This is a genomic window from Rhodoferax saidenbachensis, from assembly GCF_001955715.1.
GTDB classification, from domain to species: Bacteria; Pseudomonadota; Gammaproteobacteria; order Burkholderiales; family Burkholderiaceae_C; genus Allorhodoferax; species Allorhodoferax saidenbachensis.
Genome location: NZ_CP019239.1, coordinates 2135959 through 2158741, shown reverse-complemented (window position 1 = coordinate 2158741; position 22783 = coordinate 2135959). Strand labels below are relative to the sequence as shown.

At 58.9% G+C, this 22783-nt stretch carries 21 protein-coding genes and 1 pseudogene; 6 read left to right on the top strand and 16 right to left on the bottom strand.

Features of this window, described 5'->3' with window-relative positions; genetic code table 11:
- Window positions 1-30: 30 nt before the first annotated feature.
- From RS694_RS10275 to RS694_RS10245, 7 genes are all read right to left on the bottom strand, one after another.
- Window positions 31-1638, bottom strand: a complete 1608-nt coding sequence (locus RS694_RS10275; RefSeq protein ID WP_029705669.1) for an AMP-binding protein — start codon at window positions 1636-1638, stop codon at window positions 31-33.
- 33 nt (window positions 1639-1671) lie between these two features.
- Window positions 1672-2850, bottom strand: a complete 1179-nt coding sequence (locus RS694_RS10270; protein ID WP_029705668.1) for an acyl-CoA dehydrogenase family protein — start codon at window positions 2848-2850, stop codon at window positions 1672-1674.
- Window positions 2851-2860: 10 nt separating this feature from the next.
- Window positions 2861-3724 (bottom strand): enoyl-CoA hydratase family protein, encoded by an 864-nt coding sequence (locus RS694_RS10265; RefSeq protein WP_029705666.1) that lies wholly within the window; start codon window positions 3722-3724, stop codon window positions 2861-2863.
- A 32-nt stretch (window positions 3725-3756) separates the two neighbouring features.
- A complete protein-coding gene (locus tag RS694_RS10260) occupies window positions 3757-4281 on the bottom strand; it encodes a MarR family winged helix-turn-helix transcriptional regulator (RefSeq protein ID WP_029705664.1) in 525 nt (174 codons plus the stop codon).
- Between the two features lie 7 nt (window positions 4282-4288).
- Window positions 4289-5053: an SDR family NAD(P)-dependent oxidoreductase gene (locus RS694_RS10255; RefSeq protein WP_029705663.1), complete on the bottom strand. Its 765-nt coding sequence runs from the start codon at window positions 5051-5053 to the stop codon at window positions 4289-4291.
- 8 nt (window positions 5054-5061) lie between these two features.
- Window positions 5062-7422: a bifunctional salicylyl-CoA 5-hydroxylase/oxidoreductase gene (locus tag RS694_RS10250; RefSeq protein WP_029705662.1), complete on the bottom strand. Its 2361-nt coding sequence runs from the start codon at window positions 7420-7422 to the stop codon at window positions 5062-5064.
- A 284-nt stretch (window positions 7423-7706) separates the two neighbouring features.
- Window positions 7707-8624: an adenylate/guanylate cyclase domain-containing protein gene (locus tag RS694_RS10245; protein WP_029705660.1), complete on the bottom strand. Its 918-nt coding sequence runs from the start codon at window positions 8622-8624 to the stop codon at window positions 7707-7709.
- A gap of 343 nt (window positions 8625-8967) precedes the next feature.
- Between RS694_RS10245 and RS694_RS10240 the strand changes: the two genes are divergently transcribed.
- Window positions 8968-9318 carry a hypothetical protein gene (locus RS694_RS10240; protein WP_241463822.1) on the top strand — a complete coding sequence of 117 codons (351 nt, stop codon included), beginning with the start codon at window positions 8968-8970 and terminating at the stop codon, window positions 9316-9318.
- A gap of 18 nt (window positions 9319-9336) precedes the next feature.
- Here RS694_RS10240 and RS694_RS10235 read toward each other — a convergent pair.
- The 5 genes and pseudogenes from RS694_RS10235 to guaB form a co-directional block, all read right to left on the bottom strand.
- Window positions 9337-10295: pseudogene (locus RS694_RS10235) on the bottom strand (LD-carboxypeptidase).
- A 7-nt stretch (window positions 10296-10302) separates the two neighbouring features.
- Complete coding sequence (gene tadA, locus RS694_RS10230) at window positions 10303-11694, bottom strand: tRNA adenosine(34) deaminase TadA (RefSeq protein ID WP_029705655.1); 1392 nt, start codon at window positions 11692-11694, stop codon at window positions 10303-10305.
- 23 nt (window positions 11695-11717) lie between these two features.
- The gene (locus tag RS694_RS10225; protein ID WP_029705653.1) at window positions 11718-13478 is read right to left on the bottom strand and encodes a putative bifunctional diguanylate cyclase/phosphodiesterase; all 1761 of its coding nucleotides are present in this window, start codon (window positions 13476-13478) and stop codon (window positions 11718-11720) included.
- Window positions 13479-13639: 161 nt separating this feature from the next.
- On the bottom strand, window positions 13640-15286 hold the full coding sequence (gene guaA / locus RS694_RS10220) for a glutamine-hydrolyzing GMP synthase (protein WP_029705651.1): 1647 nt from the start codon (window positions 15284-15286) through the stop codon (window positions 13640-13642).
- Between the two features lie 63 nt (window positions 15287-15349).
- Window positions 15350-16819, bottom strand: coding sequence for an IMP dehydrogenase (gene guaB, locus RS694_RS10215; protein ID WP_076069551.1), 1470 nt, complete (start codon window positions 16817-16819; stop codon window positions 15350-15352).
- 74 nt (window positions 16820-16893) lie between these two features.
- Between guaB and RS694_RS10210 the strand changes: the two genes are divergently transcribed.
- On the top strand, window positions 16894-17412 hold the full coding sequence (locus RS694_RS10210; protein WP_029705648.1) for a DUF4124 domain-containing protein: 519 nt from the start codon (window positions 16894-16896) through the stop codon (window positions 17410-17412).
- 18 nt (window positions 17413-17430) lie between these two features.
- Here RS694_RS10210 and RS694_RS10205 read toward each other — a convergent pair whose 3' ends face one another.
- Together RS694_RS10205 and RS694_RS10200 are read right to left on the bottom strand one after the other, a co-directional pair.
- A complete protein-coding gene (locus RS694_RS10205) occupies window positions 17431-17784 on the bottom strand; it encodes an RnfH family protein (RefSeq protein ID WP_029705646.1) in 354 nt (117 codons plus the stop codon).
- Window positions 17774-18217, bottom strand: coding sequence for a type II toxin-antitoxin system RatA family toxin (locus RS694_RS10200; protein ID WP_029705644.1), 444 nt, complete (start codon window positions 18215-18217; stop codon window positions 17774-17776). The genes RS694_RS10205 and RS694_RS10200 overlap by 11 nt, the downstream gene beginning before the upstream one ends.
- A 93-nt stretch (window positions 18218-18310) precedes the next feature.
- On the opposite strand from RS694_RS10200, the gene smpB reads away from it, so the two are divergent.
- The 4 genes from smpB (at window position 18311) to RS694_RS10180 (ending at window position 20766) form a co-directional block, all read left to right on the top strand.
- Window positions 18311-18784 carry an SsrA-binding protein SmpB gene (gene smpB / locus RS694_RS10195; RefSeq protein WP_029705641.1) on the top strand — a complete coding sequence of 158 codons (474 nt, stop codon included), beginning with the start codon at window positions 18311-18313 and terminating at the stop codon, window positions 18782-18784.
- Window positions 18785-18996: 212 nt separating this feature from the next.
- Complete coding sequence (locus RS694_RS10190) at window positions 18997-19371, top strand: COG4315 family predicted lipoprotein (RefSeq protein ID WP_029705640.1); 375 nt, start codon at window positions 18997-18999, stop codon at window positions 19369-19371.
- 30 nt (window positions 19372-19401) lie between these two features.
- Entirely contained in the window at window positions 19402-19944 is a 543-nt protein-coding gene (locus tag RS694_RS10185) for a sigma-70 family RNA polymerase sigma factor (RefSeq protein WP_029705639.1), read from the top strand.
- A gap of 12 nt (window positions 19945-19956) precedes the next feature.
- Complete coding sequence (locus RS694_RS10180; RefSeq protein ID WP_029705638.1) at window positions 19957-20766, top strand: anti-sigma factor family protein; 810 nt, start codon at window positions 19957-19959, stop codon at window positions 20764-20766.
- Between the two features lie 7 nt (window positions 20767-20773).
- Here the strand turns inward: RS694_RS10180 and RS694_RS10175 are convergent, their stop codons facing one another.
- Together RS694_RS10175 and RS694_RS10170 are read right to left on the bottom strand one after the other, a co-directional pair.
- Window positions 20774-21889 carry an enoyl-CoA hydratase/isomerase family protein gene (locus RS694_RS10175; protein ID WP_029705637.1) on the bottom strand — a complete coding sequence of 372 codons (1116 nt, stop codon included), beginning with the start codon at window positions 21887-21889 and terminating at the stop codon, window positions 20774-20776.
- Window positions 21886-22758, bottom strand: coding sequence for a DMT family transporter (locus tag RS694_RS10170; RefSeq protein ID WP_029705636.1), 873 nt, complete (start codon window positions 22756-22758; stop codon window positions 21886-21888). Before RS694_RS10170 ends, RS694_RS10175 begins: the two co-directional genes overlap by 4 nt.
- Window positions 22759-22783: the final 25 nt, after the last annotated feature.

Sequence of the window (22783 nt, the reverse complement as noted above, 5' to 3'; positions counted from 1 at the left end):
AATGGGTGCAAAGCGCTTCGTATTCTGAACTCAAGAGTCACGCAGCCTGAAACGCTGCAATTTGCCAGACTGGGTACGTGGCAATTTGTCCAAGAATTCGATAGCACGTGGGTACTTGTAGGGTGCGATGGTTTGTTTGACAAAGTCCTGGAGCACCTTGGCCATGTCAGCATTGCTCGTCTCACCAGCGCGCAACACTACATAGGCCTTGACAATTTGGCCGCGCTCCGCATCGGGCACACCAATCACCGCGCATTCCGCCACTGCCGGGTGCAGCATCAGGCCTTCTTCCACCTCGGGCGAGGCGATGTTGTAACCGGCAGAAATGATCATGTCATCAGTGCGGGACTGGTAGAAAAAATAGCCATCTGCATCCATCAGGTAGGCATCGCCGGTAACGTTCCAGCCATTTTTTACATAGGTTTGCTGGCGCTCATCGTTCAGGTAGCGGCAGCCCGTGGGGCCGCGCACAGCCAGCTTGCCCACGGTGCCAGGAGGCACGGGTTGGCCGTTGTCGTCAATGATGCGCGCCTCATAGCCTGGAACCACTTTGCCGGTAGCACTCGGTCGTGCTTCATGTTCGTCCGAAGAGATGAAAATGTGCAGCATTTCAGTGGCACCAATGCCGTCGATCAGCTCGATGCCGGTCGCCTCGCGCCACAGCGCGCGGGTCGATGCAGGCAACGCTTCGCCGGCCGACACACATTTACGCAGTGCGGTTGCGCGTATTTCATCACCACGCGCAGCCAGGGTTCGGTAAGACGTGGGAGCCGTAAACACCACGGTGGCCCCGTAGTCCCGGATTCCGTCCAGCAATTGCGAAGGGCCCGCCTTGTCCAACAGCACCGTGGACGCGCCGATGGACATGGGAAACAGCACCAGGCCACCCAGGCCAAAGGTGAACCCCAGCGGAGGGCTGCCGATGAACACGTCATCTGCATTGGCCTTGAGCACGGAGCGGGGCCAACAGGCGCAGATCGCCATGACATCACGATGGAAGTGCATGGTGGCTTTGGGAACACCCGTGGTTCCACTGGTAAAACCGATCAAACAGGTGTCGTCGAGCGCTGTGTTGACGTTGTCGAACGTTGCCGACTGGTCTTGCATGATGGCATCCAGCGCGTCAGCCTCTGTGCTGTTGAAGTGGCGGATGTGGTGCAGCCCCGGCACCGCCTGCGCAGCGCCCCGCAACTCTTCAGCAAGGCCGGCGTCGCACAACGCGTGGCTGATGGCGCCAATTTCCAGAATCGGCTTGAGTTCCTTGGCGCGCAGTAAAGGCATGGTGGCCACCACGATGCCGCCAGCTTTGACAATGCCGAACCAGCACGCCACCATCATGGGAGTATTGGGTGCATGCAACAGCACGCGGTTGCCTGGCACCAGTCCCATGTCGTGCACCAGCACATTTGCAATGCGATTGGCGCGCTCCAACAGATCGCGATAGGTCCAGTTGTCTTTGGGGCCGCGTACACACAGGCGATCTCCGCTGCCTTCCTGAACGTGCTTGTCCAGCAGTTCGGTAGCGCAATTCAGTTGTTCAGGGAACTGCAACTCGGGCAGCGTAAACAGGAAGTCCGGTTGTTGTTCCTGCTGCGGCAGGTTGTCACGGGCGAATGTGTCGATGTGGGCAGTAGGCATGGTGCGTCTCCGGTGTCTCTGTGTGCGTCCGGTCTATTTCGGCGCGGTGTGACCTACGTCCTTGAGCAGCTCGCGCGCAATGATCAATTGCTGCACTTCAGTCGCGCCCTCGTAGATGCGCAGGGCCCGAATCTCGCGGTAGAGACGCTCCACGGGTACTTCACTGACCACACCCATGCCGCCCCACATCTGTACTGCAGCGTCGATGACCTGCTGCGCGCCTTCGGTGCTGACCATCTTGGCCATCGCGGCTTCTTTGGTGACGTTCTGTCCCTGGTCGCGCTGCCAAGCGGCGCGGTAGACCAGCAGCGCAGAGCTGTCGATGGTGATGGCCATCTGTGCCAGCTTTGCTTGGGTTAATTGAAAATCGGCCAGGGTTTGTTTGAACATCTTGCGTGTCGTGGCACGCTGCAACGCCTCATCCAGTGCACGGCGAGAAAAGCCCAGTGCGGCGGCGGCCACCGAGGTGCGGAATACATCCAGCGTACGCATGGCAACCTTGAAGCCTTCACCGGCTGCACCAATGCGTTGTGTCAACGGAATGCGGCAATTGTCAAAACGCAGAGTGCCCAATGGATGGGGTGCGATCACATCAATACGTTCTGGCACGCTAAAGCCAGGTGTGGTCGCGTCCACAATAAATGCGCTGATGCCGCGCGCACCTTCGGCTTCACCACTGCGTGCAAACACCACATAGAAATCTGCAATGCCGCCGTTGGATATCCAGGTCTTGGTGCCGTTAAGGACGGCGAAATCGCCCTCAATGCGTGCACTGCACTGCATAGCCGCCACGTCAGAGCCGGCGTCTGGTTCAGACAGCGCAAAGGCGGCAATCGCTTCGCCGGCCGCCACGCGCGGCAGGTAAGCGTTCTTCTGTGCATCGGTGCCCGCCAGACTGATCGCGCCTGAGCCCAGGCCCTGCATGGCAAACGCAAAGTCGGCCAAGCCCGAATGGCGTGCCAGTGTTTCACGGATCAAACAAATAGAGCGTGTATCAATGGCGTCGTGCGCACCACCGTAGGCCACACCACCGACTGCATGTTTCAGCCAGCCGCCCTGCCCCAGCAAGCGCACCAGTGCGCGGCATTCTGCATCCACATCTGCGCTGTGACTTTGTGCAATGTGCTCAGCAGCCCAGGTATCCAGCGCATGCGCCAGTTGCGCATGGGGCGCCTCAAAGAATGGCCATTGCAGGTAGTGGGTGTCGCTCATTGAGAATTCCTTAATTGCCTTGAAACACGGGCTTTTGCTTGGCCACGAAGGCCTGGTAAGCACGGTTGAAATCTTCGGTCATCATGCAAATCGCCTGGGCTTGCGCTTCGGACTCCATCGCTTGATCTATGGACATGTTCCACTCTTGGTGCAACATGGTCTTGGTAATACCGTTAGCAAAAGTCGGGCCTGATGCGAGGTCATGTGCCCACGCCTGTGCTTCTGCGAGTAATTTCTCTGGGTCGACCAATCGATTCAGGAAGCCGCTGCGTTCAGCCTCTTCACCACCGATGGAGCGGCCGCTGTACAACCAGTCACTGGCACGGCCTTGTCCAATGATGCGCGGCAGCATGGCGCAAGCGCCCATGTCGCACCCTGCCAAGCCCACGCGGTTGAACAGAAATGCAGTCTTGCTGCGTACCGTTCCCATGCGCAGGTCAGAGGCCATCGCCATGATGGCACCCGCACCCGCGCAAATGCCGTCGATGGCAGCGATGATGGGTTGAGGGCACGCACGCATGGTTTTCACCAGATCACCTGTCATGCGTGTGAACATCAGCAGTTCGGGCATTGCCAACTGCATCAGTGGCCCGATGATTTCATGCACATCGCCACCAGAGCAGAAATTGTTACCCGCGCCATGCAATACAACAACGTGCACATCTTTAGCAAACCGGAGCTGAGAAAACAGGTCACGCAGCTCAGAGTAAGACGCAAATGTCAGCGGATTTTTGCGCTCAGGCCGGTTCAGCGTGATGGTTGCCACGCCATCACGGCATTCCCACTGAAAATGCTGCGCTTGGTAACCTGCCAAGGTCTTGCGGTTGCCTGCCAACAATGCAGGATCAATCACGGTAGATGTATGGGTTGTCATGCTTGGGGGGCTTTCAATTCAAAGAGATGGAGTTACTGAAGTGCGGCCGATTGTTTGTCCACAACGTGCACGCGCAAGGCACCCAGTTGCTGGTGCACTTGCGCCAACGAAGCCCCATTGAGGCAGGAAAAGAGTTCAAGAATCCACTGTTCATGCTCTTGGGCCATGGTTTCGAAAAGCTTGCGTCCCTTGGGAGTCAGACGGACGATCCAGGAGCGGCGGTCGGTCGGGCTGCTGGACCGTGTTACCAGACCATCCCGCTCCAGTTCGTCAGTAATTCCTGTCACGTTCGCGCCCGTCACCATGAGGTGACTGGAGAGGTCCTTCATGCGCAGCCCCTCGGGTTCGCGGTAAAGCTGGGCCATGTAGTCAAAGCGCGGCAAGCTGGTGTCAAACTGCACGCGCAAACGGCGTCGGATTTCCGCCTCGATCTGGTTGGTACACGAAAGCATGCGCAACCACAGTTTGAGGGCCGCATGGTCACCCGTGGCACTGCGTGCCTCATAGCCCAATTCATCGGCGGCGTTGAGCAAGTCCAGGCTGGGATCTTTTTTCATCACTGCCTCAATTCATGACTTCACCGCCGCTCACGGCGATGGACTGCCCCGTCACCGAGGCTGCCGCTTTACCGCACAACCAGCGCACGGCATCGGCCACTTCCTCGGGCTGCACGATGCGTCCTTGTGGGTTACCGGAGGAAAACTCGGCGCGCGCTTCTTCTTCTGTGCGCCCCGTCTTGACGACCACATTGGCAATGCTCTCGCGCAGGATGTCGGTTTCGGTGTAGCCAGGGCACACTGCGTTTACCGTGATGCCTTTCTTCGCATATTCCAGTGCCAGTGACCGTGTAAGTCCCACTACACCATGCTTGGCAGCGACATAGGCAGCAACATAGGCGTAGCCCACCAGCCCCGCCGTACTGGCCACATTGATGATGCGCCCCCACTTGGCTACCACCATGTCGGGCAAAGCCGCCTGGGTACAGTGGAACGTGCCTGTCAGGTTGACCGAAAGCATTTGCTGCCACAGTGCGGCGTCGGTCTTGATAAACGGTGCGCTGTGGGCCTGGCCTGCGTTGTTCACCAGAATTTGTACCGGTCCGAACTGTGTCTTGGCTTGTGTAAACGCCTTTGCAACCGATGTCGCATCTGCAACATCCATCACCACCGCCTGCATCTTTCCGGGATGTCTTGCAGCCAGCAGTTCCAGGACATCCAGACGGCGTCCGGTAATGGTGACGTGCATGCCCGCGTCTACCAATGCCAGTGCAATGGCAGCCCCAATGCCGCTGCCCCCACCGGTAACCAGCGCATGGCGTTGGGTTTCCATGTCCACGCTCACGCTTCCGAGGCACGTGCAGGTGACTGGGCGGCCATCGCGGCTTGCGCCTTTTCACGCTGGAAGTTGGCTTCCATCTGCGGCTTGCCCGAGCGGTATTGTTTGGGCCAGGGTTGTGGCGTATAGCCAATCTTGGCAGCCTCGGTCAGCGTCCAGGCCGGGTTGGCCAGATGTGGACGCGCTACGGCACACAGGTCAGCACGGCCAGCAGCGATGATGCTGTTGACGTGGTCGGCTTCGCTGATCGCACCTACGGCGATAGTCGGAATACCCGCTTCCTGGCGAATGCGATCGGCAAACGGCGTCTGGAACATGCGGCCATAGACCGGTTTTTCCTTCTTGCTGACCTGGCCCGACGAGCAATCGATCATGTCAGCGCCTGCCGCCTTGAAGGCCTTGGCAATTTCTACCGCGTCGGCCGGTGTGATGCCGCCTTCTGTCCAATCACTGGCAGAGATACGTACGGAGATAGGCTTGCCCGCGGGCCAGACGGCACGCACCGCAGCAAACACCTCCAACGGATAACGCAAGCGGTTTTCTAGGCTCCCACCATATTCGTCGGTGCGATGATTGGTCAATGGCGAAATGAAGCTGGACAACAAATAGCCGTGAGCGCAGTGCAGTTCAAGCCAATCCACGCCAATGTCAGCGGCGGCCTGGGTGGCTGCAACAAACTGCGCTTTCACCGTGTCCATGTCGGCGCGTGTCATGGCTTTGGACATCTGGCTCACGCCATCGAGATACTGATAGCTGGAAGCTGCCATGATGGGCCAATTACCCTGTTCCAGCGGATGGTCAATACCCTTGCCTTCCCATGGCACACAGGTCGAGGCTTTGGCACCGGCGTGGCCGATCTGCAGCGCAAATTTGGCGTCACTATTGGCGTGAATCCATTCCACAATGCGCTTCCAGCCGGCCTTCTGTTCTACGGTGTAGATGCCCGGACAGCCGGGTGTGATGCGACCTTCTGGAGATACGCAGGTCATCTCGGCGACCACCATGCCGGCACCTCCCATGGCGCGCGCACCCAAATGCACAAGGTGGTAATCCCCGGCCAGGCCGTCAACCGCCGAATACTGCGCCATAGGGGACACGACGACGCGGTTTTTCAGCGTCACACCACGCACCGTGTAAGGCGTGAACATGGGGGATGGTGCAGGTTTGTTGGCCGGCACCTGCAAGCCCGACGCTTTGGCAAACCAACGTTCAAAATCGCCAAGCCATTGCGCATCGCGCATGCGCAGGTTTTCGTGGCTGATGCGTTGGCTGCGCGTCAACATGGAGTACATGAATTGCGGTCCTTCGAGCTGGTCGCAGTAGCGCGCACCGCATACCTCAAACCACTCCATTGCGTTCCAGGCGGCGTTTTGTAAACGCAGAACATCAATGTTCCGCTCTGCTTGGTAGCGCTCCAGCACCGCAGGAATCACATCGCGCGTCTGGCCTTTTTCCTGGAATAGATTGGCCAGCACAATCGCATCTTCAATCGCCAACTTGGTGCCTGAGCCTATGGCAAAGTGGGCGGTGTGTACCGCGTCGCCCATCAGCACCACATGGCTGTTGCCGTTGAAGTGTGACCATTGGTCGCACTTGACGCGTTGGAAATTTAACCAGGCCGAACCACGAAGGTGGCGCGCGTTGGTCATCAGTTTGGCGCCGCCCAGCGTCTGCGCAAAAACTTTTTCGCAGAAGGCAATCGACGCTTCCTGGTCGGCGGTGTCCAGCCCATGCGCCAGCCACACATGCTCAGGGCATTCCACGATAAACGTAGTGGTGGTGTCGTCGAATTTGTAGATATGGGCCTGGAACCACCCATGTTCGGTCTTCTCGAATGCGAAGGTAAAGGCGTCAAACAGCTTGTGCGTCCCCAGCCAGATAAAGCGGTTGGGGCGCACCACGATGTCGGGCTTGAAGATGTCCTTGTAGTTGGTACGAATGCGCGAGTTGATGCCGTCGCTGGCAATCACCAGATCGGCATCAGGGTATTGCGTGTCGCTATCTACGTCGGTCTCAAACTGCAGCTTCACGCCCAGTTCTTCGCAGCGCGCTTGCAAGATATTGAGTAGCTTCTTGCGACCAATACCCACAAAACCGTGACCGCCGGAGCGGATGCGCTGGCCTTTGAATTCGAGCTCAATGTCATCCCAGTGGTTGAACGCATGCTGGATCTCGGCCGCAGTCTTGGGGTCGTGGATACGCATGTTGTCCATGGTGGCGTCAGAGAACACAACGCCCCAGCCAAAGGTGTCGTAGGGCTTGTTGCGCTCCACCACGGTGATGTCGTGTGCCGGGTTGGCCTGCTTCATCAGAAGCGCGAAATACAAGCCCGAGGGTCCACCGCCGATACACACGATTTTCATCGTTACTCCTTAGCAAAGATGGCCATGGGCCAGAACTTGCGCCACAGTATTGTTGAGATAAATAACAGCGGCTCGGAGTAAACTTTAAAACTAAATACTTTAAAAGTAAAGCATTTAAATTTGGCAAAACCTAAGTGTTAACCCTTGCCGGGGTTTAGGGCGTTCGTTGAAAGCTGTGGGGCGTCTAAAGCGTATGCAACTTTAGAGATGGTGAGATCAGCAGCGCACTGAAGAGGGGCCATTCTGGTTGTGCAGAAAACCCGTCCCGCACCAACGGAGTGCGCTCAAAGAACCTTGAAAGAAACAGTGGGCACAGTTGCATCGGCAAACGATGCACCCAACGCCAGTTCGCCTTGCCCATGCAAAACACACTCTTCGCGGCGCAGCAACACATCCGATCCATTGGCGCCTGCAAATCGCACCCAGCTTCCATACGTGCTGACATCAACCAGTACGACGCTGCCATTGCGCCACTCCAGCCTGGCATGTGTACGCGAGACACGTGGATCATTGACCATGAACTCTACATTGCGCACGCGACCGATATGTATAGGTAAATCAAATGCCTTGAACCGCTTGGTTTGTCCCGACCAGGTGAGTTCAATTTCACGTCCCAAGACGTCCACATCTCCGCTGGAGTAGGCTGGATCCAGTTGCCCTTGCATGGTCAGGAAGTCAGATGTTTCTTCTTCACGCCATTCAATCTGGTAAACGGTGCAAGGCTCGGCGCGGCCCCGAATGCTGATGGGCCCCAGTATCCTGAAAGTCACACCATGGCCTTCATCCACGGCACCCAAGGCTGCTGCGTTGGCCCAAATTTGATTGGGGCCACACAAGTCGCACAGTCGGGCTGCAACGTTGACGGCGTCACCATAACAGTCACCTGCCACGATTTCCACATCCCCACTGGCAACGCCAATGCGGATGGGCATGCGGACTTCCGAAGGGGTGCGTGCAACACGCTTGTAATGAATGCGCTGCAGGTCAACCACCGCTTTGACTGCGCTCTGACCGTCTGGGAACATCGCAAGCACGCCGTCACCCAGCGTCTTGACGACGCGGCCACCATGCGCTTCGCACTGCTCGCCAATCCAGGTCGTGATCTGCGTCACCGTCTCGGTGGCGCGCAGGTTTCCCAACGCCTCAAACACCGCCGTGCTGCCATGCAAATCTGTAAATACAACGGTCGCTTGGACGCCCATTCCCGATAGTCCCGATTCTTGGTTATGCGCTGAGTTTAGGGCATTGCGACGTCCTTGAAAACCAAAGCGGGATGGTGTTGCCTTGAATCAAATGTATGGGCGCCATATCGACCTTACTTCGTGGTTTTATGGACATTATTTTGAATACACACTGTGCGGAGCAACGGGTTGTGATGGCGAGAACTGAGACCACCAAACTCTAGCCACGTATAACTAAAGTTCCACATAATGTTACGCGTGTAAGTCATTGAAAGCATTGTTGTTTTAATGCAATATTTGCGCATACTCCCTATTGTCGATCGGCCGCCTTTTCTTTAAGGTTCCAAGCAACTAATAGATTGAAATGAAAATGCGTTGGAATGCTTCTAGCTTGGTCAGTGGCATGCAGTCCCTCTTGGGGGGGCTATCCAGCCATGAGAGCAACCGTTCTCAACTGGCTATCGATGACATACGCCAGGCTATGCTGGAGAGCATGGGCGAGCCCGCAGCCGAGGCCTATCCCGTAGTACAACTGCGCATCACCTATGCCAACGATCTGCAGGATCTCTGGTACTTGCGTGGTGATGTGATGGCCGCGATTGCTGCGGTCCACGGCGAAGCCATAGCCCGCCACAAACTAAACCTTATCAGTGAGCTGTTCCGGGGATTGTTGCCCCGTGGTCTGGTCTCGCGTCCCAGTCCACTCGGCGAGTGAATGCGCGGCGAGGGCCGCTCACACCTCGTGACCCCAAAGAATCAGAGCGTCACGCCCTTCCACCACCAGATCCACATGTGCGCCTACAGGCAATAACACCTTGGTGGCCACATGCCCATAAGGCAAGTTGGTCAGCACAGGGGCTTTGATCTGGCTTTTGAGCCATTGCTGCACGGTGGACAAGTTGAACCCTTTGTCGTGCGGGTTGAGTTTGAACTCCGTGAACTGGCCAAATACAATCGCCTTTTGTCTGGCAAGAACACCTGCATGCAGCAGTTGTGTTAACCAACGCTCCACGCGATAGGGATGTTCTCCCACATCCTCCAGAAACAGAACCCCACCTTTGATTTCCGGAAAATAGGGTGTGCCGAGCAGGGAGGCCAGCATGGCAAGATTGCCCCCCACAAAGTGGCGCCTTTGAGGTGGTAGTTTGCGTTGGCAGCCGTATCTCGGTGTTGACGCCAACCGGCGCCCTCCCCCTGTCCCAACAGTAAATCATTGAAGCAGTCTTCCATGATTTCGTCTGGCTGTGGCGTTTCTCCGTGACCATGTCCATCCACCTGATCCGGCTTACCACCAACACCAAAACCTTCGCACAAAGCTGGGCCCGCCCAGGTGATGCTTCCCGTCTTGGCCAACACCGCTTGCTGGAACGCCGTGAAATCGCTGATGCCCACAAATTGGGTGCCGCGCGCAATCGCCTTGGCAACGGCCTTGTACTGGATACCTCCCAAAATACGGCTCAGTCCATAACCGCCGCGTGAAATCATGGCCACATCTGCACCGCTCGCCGCAGCACGGTGAATGGCAGCAAGTCGCGTAGCATCGTCGCCCGCAAACCGCATATGGGATGCCAGCGCATCGGGGTCCACTTCCACTTCGTGTCCAAGAGTCTGGAGGCGCTTCACGCCACGTTTGAAGGCAGCCTTGTCGCGGACTGCACCAGAGGGGGAATAAATGTAGATATGTTTCTTCACTGTCGCATTATCCAGCAGTGAAATATGCCAAAGCGGCTTGCGCGATACCTTCGCCATGCTCTTGTACGAAGTGCCCTGCATGCGGCAGCAGCATGGGTTCAGGGCAATTCCGGATATCTGCCTGCAAAGACCGCATGACGTCGCCTCCCAGCACCGGGTCTTGGGCACCAATGGCCATCAAAGTATGGCCTTGCCATTCTTGCTGCCAGAAAGCACGCGCTTGACGCGATGTCGCAGCGCCAGGGCTGTCTTCAAACTCCGGCACCATGGGTGGAAATGCACGCAGGGCCGCGCGATGCCCGGCGTCGGGAAACGGTGCGTTGTATGCCTCGCACTCCTCTGCACTCAAGTGTGTATTACCGCGACCCAGCAGGCGGCCTACATCGAAGTCCGGTTTTTTCGCGCACATTTCGCGCCACGCCAGAAAACCTGTAGACAACGGCGTGTCTCCGGTCGCCAGCATGGTGTTCATGACCAGAAGCCCTTGGTAGCGATCTGGGGCGGTCATGGGCAAGGTTAGTCCGAGCAAGCCGCCCCAGTCCTGTACAACCAGAACTACATTACGCAGAGCAAGCCGCTCCACCAACTCCAGCAGGTACTGACGATGGAAGGCAAAGGTGTGGAAATCAGCACGTTTAGGCTTGTCACTTTTGCCAAATCCAATCAGGTCGGGCGCTACAACACGGTGCCCTGCGGCGGTCCAGATAGGCAGCATTCGCCGGTAGAGGTAACTCCAGCCCGGGTTGCCATGCAGGCACAGGAATACAACATCTGCATGCACGGGGCCTTCATCCAGATAGTGCAGACGCAAACCATTCAACGCTGGCAAGTCATGGATGTAATGGGGCTCCCAAGGATAGTCCGGCAGGTTTGAGAACCGCCCCTCTGGTGTGCGTAGCGCGTCTTCACGCAGCGCTGGCGCATCGGAAACGCGCCCGCGTCTGCTTTTGAAGAATGCCTGCAAAGGATGGGCGCATTGCTCTGCCATGACGCCGCCCTCTACTTGGGTTTGGTGGTTCAGCGGTTTGTGTTCAAACAGATTTAGCACGGAGCCCGCGGCGCCGGTTTTAGGATCTGCGGCACCAAACACCACGCGTTTGAGTCTGGCATGCAGCATGGCGCCCGCACACATGGCACAGGGCTCCAGGGTGACGAATAGCTCACAGCCATCCAGACGGTAGTTACCCAAAGCCGCCGCTGCCGCACGCAGGGCAACAATCTCGGCATGGGCAGTCGGGTCATTTTGCGCGATGGGTGCGTTGCGTCCCGTGGCGAGCACCTCGCCATCTTTGATGACGACGGCGCCCACAGGAACTTCACCAGCGCGGGCCGCTTCTTCACTCTGGGCCAACGCCAGCGACATGAAATAGGCATCGTCAGGCACGAGGGACCCCGCCATCAATATGCGAGAGCTAAAACGGCTTAGCGAGACGCCAAGCGCGCCTGCAGCCACTCTTTGAGTTGCAGGGGCACCATGGGCTTGGCATAGAGGTAGCCCTGCCCTTCGTGGCAACCCATGCGCAGCAAGGTCTCGGCCTGTGCTTCGTCTTCAATGCCTTCGGCGATAACCGTGAGGTTGAGGTTACGCCCCAGCTCCACCACCATGGATGCAATGTGGCCGCCAGAGACCTGTTGGTTCAGCTCCGAGACAAAGGCCCGGTCAATTTTCAGACGGTCAATGGGCAACTGGCGCAAATGGCTCAGTGACGAATAACCGGTACCGAAATCGTCAATCGCAATCGAGATGCCCAACTCGCGCACCAGATGCAGGGTCTCCAGCATGAAATCTGCGTCTTCCATGGCCACGGATTCGGTGATCTCGAGCTCCAGGCATTTGGGGTTGATGCCGGTATCAATCAGTGCTGCGTTGAGCTTGTCCAGAAACTCCGGATGCCGGAACTGTATCTGCGAAACGTTGACGGACATGCGCAGGTTCGGCAAACCAAGCGCCTGCAGGCGCACCAGCTCATGGCAGGACATGCGCAACACCCAATCGCCAATCGCTACGATCATGCCGGAAGCTTCTGCCAGCGGGATAAAGCGGTCTGGTGGCACAAACGTGCCGTCTTCGTTGCGCCACCGGATCAGCGCCTCCACGCCAACCACATCACCATCGCGGCCCAGATTGACCTGCGGTTGGTAAACGATAAACAGGCGTTCGCTTTCCACTGCACTGCGCAGACTTTGCAGCAGGCGCACACGTTCACGGATATCGGACCCCATTTCCGTAGAAAAGGTCACGAAGCTTCCGCGGCGGCTTTTCTTGGCGCGCTTGAGCGCAATATTGGCGTCTTTGAGTGCGTCCCTGCCTGTCACCCCTTCACCCAGGTGTTTGGTCATGCCCATGGTGGCGGTGACCACCATGGAGTCGTCCTGGACTACGAAAGGTTCGCGAAACATGGCCAGCACGCGCGGTGGATCGACGACAGCACTGGTGCCCATCAAGCCAAAGGTGTCGCTGCCGATGCGGGCAAGGATGACCTTGGGGCCCAGTTCAAACTTGAGGCGGTCCGCCACCGCCTGCAGCAGGCGGTCCCCTTGCTGGTGACCCAAAGCATCATTGATTTCCGAAAAATCGTCGATATCCAGAATGGCGATGATGTCGTCTTTGTGCAGACCCGAGGCCAACCGCTCTTCACTGAGGTCAATGAATTTATTGCGGTTGGGCAAGCGTGACAACCGGTCGTAAAAGGCCAACTCGTCGAGCTTGCGAATCTGCTCATAGGCACGCAGAGCCGCTGTCACCGTGGCATACAGCTTGGTGCGGGTGAGTTCGGATTTGGTTTTGTAATCGTTGATATCGAAATCGTGGATGGTCTCGATTTCGGGGGCATAACCAGGTTGTCCCGTGCGAAGGATGATGCGCAGTTCGGACAATTTCAGGTCCTGCCGGATCGTCTTGACCAGTGCAAGGCCAGCATCTTCGCGCTCCATCACCACATCCAGAAGCACCACTGCAACGTCCTGCTCGTTGCGCAGCATCTCCGTGGCTTCGGTGGCCGAATAGGCATGCAGGAATTGCAGCGGACGCCCCAAAATCCTGACCCCCGAAAGCGCGAAAGTTGTTGCACGATGAACATCCGGCTCATCGTCCACCACCATCAAACGCCAAACCAACTCTTTGGTACTTGCGCTTTCGCCTTCGTCTTCCAGAAAATGAAGTGTGTCTGAGTCAGGTTGCATGCCAAGCACATTTCCGTAATTTATGAGAACATTGTGCACCAAGCGACCATGAAATGTAGCCCTGCGCAGGGCTACAAACCAAAACTTTTGTAGCGTCAGACAGAAATCTGCGCGCCGCCTCGGAATAACCCTAAGCCGTGGCTAAGGGTTATCCCAAAGACTCATTCCCACTCGATGGTGGCTGGAGGTTTGCTGCTGACGTCGTACGTCACGCGGTTGATGCCGCGCACTTCGTTGATGATGCGGCCCGACACCTTCTTCAGCAGCGCATAGGGCAGTTCAGCCCAGTCTGCCGTCATGAAATCGCTGGTTTGCACGGCGCGCAAGGCCACCACATAGTCGTAGGTGCGGCCGTCGCCCATCACACCCACACTCTTGACGGGCAGAAACACGGTGAAGGCCTGGCTGGTGAGTTGGTACCAGGTTTTGCCTGAGGCTTCGTCCTTGAAGTTGTGCAGCTCTTCGATAAAGATCGCGTCTGCACGGCGCAGCAGGTCCGCGTATTCCTTCTTGACCTCGCCCAGAATGCGCACTCCCAAGCCAGGACCAGGGAAAGGATGGCGATACACCATGTTGTACGGCAGGCCCAGGGCCACGCCCAGCTCGCGCACTTCATCCTTGAACAGTTCGCGCAAGGGTTCCAGCAGTTTGAGACCGAGCTGCTCAGGCAAGCCGCCCACGTTGTGGTGGCTCTTGATGGTGACGGCCTTTTTGTTACCGGCACCACCCGATTCGATGACATCCGGATAGATCGTGCCCTGAGCCAGGAAGGTGGCACCTTTGACGACGGCACTTCCATTTGCTCCTGAATTGGTAGCGCCTTGCGCAACCAGCGTGCGGGCTGCAGCCTTAAATACCTCTACAAATTCACGTCCAATGATCTTGCGTTTGGCTTCCGGATCGCTCACTCCGGCCAAATGGCCCAGGAACTGGTCACTCGCATCGACCCTCATGACCTTGGCGTGTAACTTGCCGACGAACATGTCCATCACCATGTCGCCCTCGTTCAGACGCAGCAGACCGTGGTCCACAAACACGCAGGTGAGCTGGTCGCCGATGGCGCGGTGAATCAATGCCGCTGCCACGGAGGAATCGACACCGCCTGACAGGCCCAGAATGACTTCTTCCTTGCCCACCTGGGCACGGATTTTCTCCACGGCCTCGGCAATGTAGTCGCCCATGATCCAGTCGGGACGCGTGGCGCAAATGTCCAGTACGAAGCGGTTCAGGATGGCTTGGCCCTGGACAGTGTGGGTGACCTCCGGGTGGAACTGCACGGCGTAGAAATGGCGCGCTTCGTCAGCCATACCGGCAATCGGGCAGGCTACGTTGGACGCCATAAGTTTGAAGCCGGGTGGCATTTCTGTGACTTTGTCGCCGTGGCTCATCCAGACATCGAGCAGACCATGGCCCTCGGCGTTGGTGCTGTCCTGAATGCCATCAAACAAGGCCGTGTGGCCGTGCGCACGGATTTGGGCTGCACCAAATTCGCGCGTCTTGCCCGCTTCTACCTTGCCACCCAATTGCTGGGCCATGGTTTGCATGCCGTAACAAATGCCCAGCACCGGCAGACCCAGCTCGAATACGGCCTGGGGTGCCTTGTCGGTGCTGTCTTCGTAGACGCTGGCGTGGCTGCCGGACAGGATCACACCTTTGAGGTTGCCGTCCTTGGCATAAGCGCGCACCCAGTCATCAGATACATCACAAGGGTGCACTTCGCAAAACACATGCGCCTCGCGCACGCGCCGGGCGATCAGTTGGGTGACTTGGGAGCCGAAATCGAGGATGAGGATTTTCTGGTGCTGCATGGTGAGAAACTCTGACGTTCAATGCAAAGGGCCGTCCTGGAGGACGGCCCTGGATGGTTTGCCTTATTCGGCCCTGTAGTTCGGGGCTTCTTTGGTGATCTGCACATCGTGCACGTGGCTTTCGCGGATACCGGCGGTCGTGATCTCGACAAACTCCGCCTTGTCCTGCATATCCTGGATCGTTGCGCAACCACAGTAGCCCATGCTGGCACGGATGCCACCGGCCATCTGGAAGACGATGGACACCATGGAGCCTTTGTAGGGCACACGTCCCTCAATACCCTCTGGCACCAGCTTGTCAGCGTTGGGGTTGCCGGTCGTGGATTCCTGGAAATAGCGGTCCGCACTGCCCTGCTGCATGGCGCCGATGGAGCCCATACCGCGATAGCTCTTATAGCTGCGTCCCTGGAACAGAACAATCTCGCCGGGAGCCTCTTCGGTGCCGGCGAACATGCCGCCCATCATCACAGTGCTCGCTCCGGCGGCAATCGCCTTGGCAATGTCACCGCTGTAACGGATGCCGCCGTCACCGATCAGCGGCACACCAGTACCCTTGAGGGCGGTGGCTACGCTGTCAATCGCCATGATCTGGGGCACACCCACACCCGCCACGATGCGGGTAGTACAAATCGAGCCAGGACCAATACCCACCTTGACTGCATCCGCACCGGCTTCCACCAGCGCCAGCGCTGCAGCGCCAGTGGCGATATTGCCACCGACCACATCGACTTGCGGGAAATTCTGCTTGACCCAGCGCACGCGCTCGATCACGCCCTTGCTGTGGCCGTGGGCCGTGTCCACCACAATGGCGTCTACACCAGCACGCACCAGCGCTTCGACGCGCTCTTCAGTGCCCTCGCCCACACCCACCGCTGCACCCACGCGCAGACGGCCTGTGGCGTCACGCGCGGCGTTGGGGAAGTTGAGCTGTTTGGTGATGTCCTTGACGGTGATCAGGCCCTTGAGTTCGAACGCCTCGTTGACAACCAGCAGGCGCTCCAGCTTGAATTTGTTGAGCAGCGCCTTGGCGGCTTCGGGCGTGGTGCCATCGGGCACAGTAATCAGGCGCTCGCGCGGCGTCATGATTTCGCGTACCGGCTGGTCGTAGCGCGTTTCAAAGCGCAAGTCGCGCCCGGTCACGATACCGACGACCTTGCCAGCATCACATACCGGGAAACCGGAGACGCCCAGTTGTTCGGACAGCGCAATGACCTGGCGTACCGTGGTGTCGGGGGTGATGACGACCGGGTCGCGCAGCAGGCCGGACTCGTAGCGTTTGACCTTGGCCACTTGCGCGGCCTGTTCCGCGGCGGTCAGGTTTTTGTGGACGATACCCATACCGCCCTCTTGCGCGATGGCAATGGCCAGTCGTGCTTCCGTGACCGTGTCCATGGCGGCAGACACCAAGGGCAGGTTCAGGGCGATATTGCGGGAGAAACGGGTGGCGAGGGAGGTGTCCTTGGGGAGGACCTGGGAGAACGCTGGCACCAACAACACATCGTCGAAAGTGAGCGCTTTTCCTAAAAGACGCATGTCAAAGCTCCAAAAGACGGATTGTACCCGTGCTCCTAATGGCATTCACCGCGCATGGACGCTACACTGCTGCCATGAAACTGCTTCCCACCCTCCTGAGCGTCGTTTTGGCATGCACCTGCGCCACTGCATTTGCCCAATGGCAGTGGATTGACAAGGATGGACGCAAGGTATTCAGCGACCGCGCGCCGCCCGCCGATATCCTGGACAAAAACATCCTCAAGCGCCCTGCGGGCCGGGGCGTCAGTACACCAACACCTGTGGCAGAAGCCTCTGAGGCTGCCGCACCCAACGCCCCGGCTGCCCCAGCGGCGGGCGCTGGGCCCAAGACCTCAGGCGTAGACAAAGAGTTGGAAGCCAAGAAAAAACTGGCCGCAGACGCCGAACTGGCCAAGAAAAAGGCCGAAGAAGAACGCATCACCAAAGCCAAGATTGAAAACTGTGCCCGTGCCAAGCAGGCCAAGGCGACATTTGATTCTGGCGTGCGGATGTCTCGTACCAATGCCAAGGGTGAGCGTGAAATCATGGACGATGCCGCCCGGGAGGCAGAAGGTAAACGCATTCATGCCATCATTACCGCCGACTGCCAGTAAGCAGATAGCGAAACAGCCTCAGTATCCAGCCTTTGCGCCTGCGCGGCGGTTGGCAAACAGCCCAGCCCCCTTGCCCTTGGCACCCTGGCGCGCAAAACGCTCCCGGCGTGCGACTTTAGGGTCTACGGTGAGGGGCCGGTACAACTCCACCCGGTCATGGGTACGCAACACCTGGTTCCCGGGCACTTTGCGCCCCCAGATTCCCAACTCCAATGCTGCAATTTCTTCCGCAGCCAAAGACACCAGCACGCCACTTTGCCGCAGGGCGTCGGTGGCGGTACTGCCGGGCGGCACCTGCAGCGTGATCTCGCACACCTGCCGCGGTTGTGGTGCGTACACCACCGTGACAGAAAGCGTCAGGTCATCCGCCATACACCTGCTGCGCCCTCTTCACAAAAGCATCAACCAGACTGGCCGCAATCTTGTCAAACACCGGCCCGACCAGCTTGCCCAGGGTGGCGTTGTCAAAGCCGTAGTTCAGCGTGAGCTCCACCTTGCAGGCGCGTTGTGTGCCGTCGCCCAGGGAATGGAAGTGCCAATGGCCGTCCAGCTTGGAAAATGGCCCTTTTACCAATCGCATATCTACCTGGCTGGGCTCGGTATGGGTGTTTCGGGTGGTGAACGTCTGGCGTATACCGCCAAAGGAAATGCCGACTTCGGCGGTCATGCCACTGGCATCCTGCTCCAGCACGGTGCTGTGGTCGCACCAGGGTAAAAATTGGGGGTACTGCGCAACATCGGTGACCAGCACATACATTTCCTGCGGGCTGTACCAGATCAAAACGGACTTGTGAACGGTTTTCATAGAATAGGGGACTGCGCGGGATTGTAGACAAGCCCCAACTCATCCAGTAGTTGCGCAGCTTTCATTCCCGTCTGTCATCCCCATCTGAGTGCAATGGCCAAAAAACCCGAAACCGCAACCCGCATCGCCGACAACAAAAAGGCCGCGTTCAACTATTTCTTCGAAGAGCGCTTTGAGGCCGGCTTGGTGCTGGAAGGCTGGGAGGTCAAGTCCCTGCGCGAAGGCAAGGTACAGCTCACCGACGGCTACGTGGTCATCCGCAATGGCGAGTTGTTCATCATCGGCCTGCAGATCAACCCCTTGCACACCGCCTCCACCCATGTCAGTCCCGACAAAGTGCGCACCAAGAAGCTGCTAATGCACCGCGAGCAGATCAAGCGCCTCACGGGCAAGGTCGAGCAAAAGGGCTACACCCTTGTGCCTATCAACCTGCACTGGAAAGCCGGCAAGGTGAAGTGTGAAATCGCCCTGGCCAAGGGCAAAGCCGAGCACGACAAGCGCGACACCATCAAGGACCGCGAAGGCAAACGCGAGGTCGACCGCGCCATGAAAGACAGAAACAGGTAGGCCCCCACGCTCCATCGCCGCGCGGGTCGCTGCGCCCAAGGGGGCTGATTGCCTAGCGGCGCCGGGCCGCCCCAAGCGGTTCTGGACCGCTTGGGGCGGCCCGGCGCGGAATTGCCTGCTAAAAATAGTTGCCGGTCAGGGAATAAATACGCCCTGCCAGATGTTTATCCGGTTAGCAAACAGCCGTTTGCCCAACCCTACTGGAGAACCCCATGAAATTACTGGCTGCCCTGACCCTCACCACCGCCCTGCTGGGCGCCTGCGCCTCTATGGCCGACACCGCGCCTGCCAAGATGGCCGACGGCGTACTGACCGGCCCCAATGGCATGACGCTGTACACATTCGACAAGGACGCCATGGGCAGCGGCAAGTCGGTCTGCAACGGCCCCTGTGCCACCAACTGGCCTCCGTTGATGGCGGGTGACATGGACAAGGCCCAGGGCGACTACAGCATCATCACCCGCGATGACGGCAAGAAACAGTGGGCGCTCAAGGGCAAACCTTTGTACTACTGGGTCAAGGACAGCAAGCCCGGTGACAAGACCGGTGATGGCGTCGCCAACGCCTGGCGCCTCATCAAGCCCTAAGCTTTTTGCCGCCCGTTAACCACGGCCACCATGGACCGCTTGCAGCTTGTCAGCCAGATCCCCGGGTTGCGCCGCTATGCGCGCGCGCTGACCGGCGAGCCTTGGGCTGCGGACGATCTGGTGCAGGACACGCTGGAGCGGGCCTGTTCCAAATGGCGGCTGTGGCTGGTGGGCAGCGATCTGCGCGCCTGGCTGTTCACGTTGATGCACAACATCCACGCCAATGACATCCGCCGACTGGTGCGCCAGCAGCGAGTCGCCCCCACGGTGGAACTGGACGAAACCGCCCATGCCGTGGCCGCACCGGACGCCGGGACCGACGCTACGCTGGACCTGCAACGCTGCCTGATGCAACTGCCGGAAGAACAACGCGTGGTCTTGCTGCTGGTGACACTGGAAGACATGGGCTATGCCGATGTGGCGCGCATTACCGGTACGCCGCTGGGCACGGTAATGTCGCGACTCTCCCGCGGCCGTGCACGCCTGCAGGCTCTGCTGGATGCGCCCGCCAACCATGCGGCACCGACGGTCCACGCCGGTGCCGAAGTGGTGAATTTGCGGCGCCCCCGCTGATGGATGACTGGTATGACCCGCAACACCCCTCCTCCCCTCACTGAAGACGAATTGCACGCCCTGGTAGACGAGCGCTTGGACGCTGTGCAGCGCGCAGCACTGGAAAGCCGCCTGGCGCAGGAGCCTCAAGCCCAGGCGACCGTTGCGCAATGGCGCCACCAGCGTGTTTTGCTGCAGGGTTTGTATGCAGATGTGGGCGACGAAGAGGCGCCCGCTCATCTGGTCAGCGCCACCCAACGCGTGAACGCATCACGGCAAACGGCCCAACAGGCGTGGCGCTGGGGCGGGCTGGCGGCCAGCGTGCTGTTGTCTTTCGCGGCCGGCTGGTTGGCACACGGCCCGCAAAATGCGGCCAATGCGCTGGCTGCGCGTCACCCCGCTGCAGAATTTGTGCGCCAGGCGGGCCTGGCCTACGCGGTGTATGCCCCGGAAGTGCGTCACCCTGTGGAAGTGACCGCTGCAGAACAGGCGCATCTGGTGCAATGGTTGTCCAAGCGTTTGGGGCACCCGCTGAAAGTGCCCGACCTCTCCGCGCAGGGGTTCGAGCTGGTTGGGGGACGGCTGTTGCCCGGTGACACCGGGGCACGCGCCCAGTTCATGTTCCAGGCCACGGGTGGAACCCGTATCACGCTGTATCTGGGGGGTGTAGAGGGCACGCCTGCTGCGGTCAATAGCCAGGAAGAAACCGCGTTCCAGTTTGCCACCGAAGGAAAAACGTCCAGCTTTTACTGGGTGGACCAGGGCTTTGGGTATGCCCTCAGTGGCCAGGTGCCACGTGACACCTTGATGCAACTGGCCCGCGCGGTCTACCAGCAGCTCTAAATCAGCGTCAGATCAGTTTCTGCAACGGATGGGCGTGAGCTGGCCATGGGCTGGCGAAAAACGGCGCCACCATGTCAGGCGTGACTTCTTCAATCCGTGCCGGGTTCCACTGGGGATGGTGGTCTTTATCCACAGCCAGCGCGCGAATACCTTCCACTGTTTCGCTGGTCGCGCCGGAGCGCTGCAAATGGGCCGTGTGGAAGCAGTGGCGGACCATGTCACGCTCCATGCGCAAATCGTCGGCCAACGTCATGCTGCGGGCGCGGCGCACCTGCTCCAGCACCACATGCAGCATCAACGGGGAGCGCTTCCGCAATGTGGCGGCCGTGTGTTGCGCCCAGTCGCTGCTGTCGGCCTCCAGTGCCTGCACGATGGCGGACACGGTGTCCAACGCAAAATATTGGTCAATTTGGCCTCTAGCCCCCGTGGATGTTGCGTGAGCGGCTACTGAAATAGTAGCAATCCAGGCGTCCAGCGAGGCCTTGTCCGCCCAGTTCCGTGCCGCCAAGGCCTCCCAGCCCTCGGGCAAACGGGTCGCGTCCACCATATGGTCCGCCAGACCCAGTTCTACGGCGGTAGTGCCGTCAATCACATCACCGGTCAGCGCCAGCCATTCACCGCTGCGTCCCGGGCAGCGGCTCAGGAAATAACCACCTCCCACGTCGGGGAACAGGCCGATGTTGGTCTCGGGCATGGCCATCTTGGTCTGCCCCGTGACCAGCCGGTGCGAAGCGCCTTGGCTGATCCCCATACCACCGCCCATGACGATGCCGTCCATGAAGGCGATGTACGGCTTGGGGTAGTTGTGGATCAGGTGGTTAAGGGCGTATTCCTCGGTGAAGAAGTCTTCCAATGCCGGGTTGCCTGCGAGGGCCGCCTGGTGAAAAAAGCGGATGTCGCCACCGGCACAGAAGCCGCCAAAGGGCCCCGTTTTGTTACTGCCACGGATGGCCACGGCTTTTACCTGTGCGTCGGCTTGCCACTGCAGCAGGATGGCGGTGAGGCTGCGGACCATGTCCAGGCTCAGCGCGTTGAGTGCCTTGGCGCGGTTCAGGGTGATGAAACCCACCTGGCCCCGCACTTCGGTCAGCACGTCCTGGTTTTCCACGGTGTTCGTTGTCATGCGCGTTGTCTCCATCCAATCACTTCGTTGGTCACCAGGGCGCCGATCACCAGCGCCCCACCCCACAAGACTGAGCTACTGGGCACTTCGTTGGCGCCCAGCCAGGCCAGCAGAATACCGAAAACCACTTCCAGCAGTTGCAGCAGCGACAGCTCGGGCGCTTTGAGAATCTGGGCGCAGCGTACCGCAAGCACACACGGCACCGCCAGCTGGAACACGCCCAGGAAGCCCAGCAGCACCACATCGTGGGTACTGGCCTGGAATGGAAAAGCGAATGGCAGTGTGGCCACGCTGGAGATCACGGCGCCCACCCATACGGCAGGCATCAGGTCCACATCGTGGCCCTTGTCGTGTGAATGCTGGGTCACCGTCCAGTTGGTGGCGCCAGCAAGCGGCACGCACAAGGCGACCAGCGTGCCGAGCAGGGACACCGAGCCGAGTTGCGAGGCATACATGTACACAATGCCCGCCCCCGCGACCAGGATGGCCAGCCAGGTGCGTGGCGGCACCTTGTAGCCAATGAAGACACGCGCGATCAGCGCTGTGACCAGTGGCCCGATGGACATGGTGACCAGCACATTGCCCACACTCGTGAGCGTGAGCGCGACCATGAAGGCGGTGAACATGATGCTCCAGCAGATGCCGGATATCCAGAAACCCGCGTCGGCATGGCGGATCTTGTAGAACACGTCCCGCCCCTTGGCAAAGGGCAGGATCACCATCAGGCTCAGGACGGTAAAGAACGCCCGCCAGAAGGTGACTTCAAAGCTGCGGGCAAATTCCAGGTGACGCGTGACGACGCCAGCGGTAGACCACAGCAGGGTCACCGCCACCATCAGGAACACCGCGCGGTTGTGGGTGAGTTTCATAAGCAACAAATAGAACTGGGGCACA

Excerpts from the sequence above, each read along its gene's own strand:
- RS694_RS10275 (WP_029705669.1), bottom strand. The coding sequence starts at position 1,638 with ATGCCTACTGCCCACATCGACACATTCGCCCGTGACAACCTGCCGCAG.
- RS694_RS10270 (WP_029705668.1), bottom strand. The coding sequence starts at position 2,850 with ATGAGCGACACCCACTACCTGCAATGGCCATTCTTTGAGGCGCCCCAT.
- RS694_RS10265 (WP_029705666.1), bottom strand. The coding sequence starts at position 3,724 with ATGACAACCCATACATCTACCGTGATTGATCCTGCATTGTTGGCAGGC.
- RS694_RS10260 (WP_029705664.1), bottom strand. The coding sequence starts at position 4,281 with ATGAAAAAAGATCCCAGCCTGGACTTGCTCAACGCCGCCGATGAATTG.
- RS694_RS10255 (WP_029705663.1), bottom strand. The coding sequence starts at position 5,053 with ATGGAAACCCAACGCCATGCGCTGGTTACCGGTGGGGGCAGCGGCATT.
- RS694_RS10250 (WP_029705662.1), bottom strand. The coding sequence starts at position 7,422 with ATGAAAATCGTGTGTATCGGCGGTGGACCCTCGGGCTTGTATTTCGCG.
- RS694_RS10245 (WP_029705660.1), bottom strand. The coding sequence starts at position 8,624 with ATGGGCGTCCAAGCGACCGTTGTATTTACAGATTTGCATGGCAGCACG.
- RS694_RS10240 (WP_241463822.1), top strand. The coding sequence starts at position 8,968 with ATGAAAATGCGTTGGAATGCTTCTAGCTTGGTCAGTGGCATGCAGTCC.
- tadA (WP_029705655.1), bottom strand. The coding sequence starts at position 11,694 with ATGGCGGGGTCCCTCGTGCCTGACGATGCCTATTTCATGTCGCTGGCG.
- RS694_RS10225 (WP_029705653.1), bottom strand. The coding sequence starts at position 13,478 with ATGCAACCTGACTCAGACACACTTCATTTTCTGGAAGACGAAGGCGAA.
- guaA (WP_029705651.1), bottom strand. The coding sequence starts at position 15,286 with ATGCAGCACCAGAAAATCCTCATCCTCGATTTCGGCTCCCAAGTCACC.
- guaB (WP_076069551.1), bottom strand. The coding sequence starts at position 16,819 with ATGCGTCTTTTAGGAAAAGCGCTCACTTTCGACGATGTGTTGTTGGTG.
- RS694_RS10210 (WP_029705648.1), top strand. The coding sequence starts at position 16,894 with ATGAAACTGCTTCCCACCCTCCTGAGCGTCGTTTTGGCATGCACCTGC.
- RS694_RS10205 (WP_029705646.1), bottom strand. The coding sequence starts at position 17,784 with ATGGCGGATGACCTGACGCTTTCTGTCACGGTGGTGTACGCACCACAA.
- RS694_RS10200 (WP_029705644.1), bottom strand. The coding sequence starts at position 18,217 with ATGAAAACCGTTCACAAGTCCGTTTTGATCTGGTACAGCCCGCAGGAA.
- smpB (WP_029705641.1), top strand. The coding sequence starts at position 18,311 with ATGGCCAAAAAACCCGAAACCGCAACCCGCATCGCCGACAACAAAAAG.
- RS694_RS10190 (WP_029705640.1), top strand. The coding sequence starts at position 18,997 with ATGAAATTACTGGCTGCCCTGACCCTCACCACCGCCCTGCTGGGCGCC.
- RS694_RS10185 (WP_029705639.1), top strand. The coding sequence starts at position 19,402 with ATGGACCGCTTGCAGCTTGTCAGCCAGATCCCCGGGTTGCGCCGCTAT.
- RS694_RS10180 (WP_029705638.1), top strand. The coding sequence starts at position 19,957 with ATGACCCGCAACACCCCTCCTCCCCTCACTGAAGACGAATTGCACGCC.
- RS694_RS10175 (WP_029705637.1), bottom strand. The coding sequence starts at position 21,889 with ATGACAACGAACACCGTGGAAAACCAGGACGTGCTGACCGAAGTGCGG.
- RS694_RS10170 (WP_029705636.1), bottom strand. The coding sequence starts at position 22,758 with ATGAAACTCACCCACAACCGCGCGGTGTTCCTGATGGTGGCGGTGACC.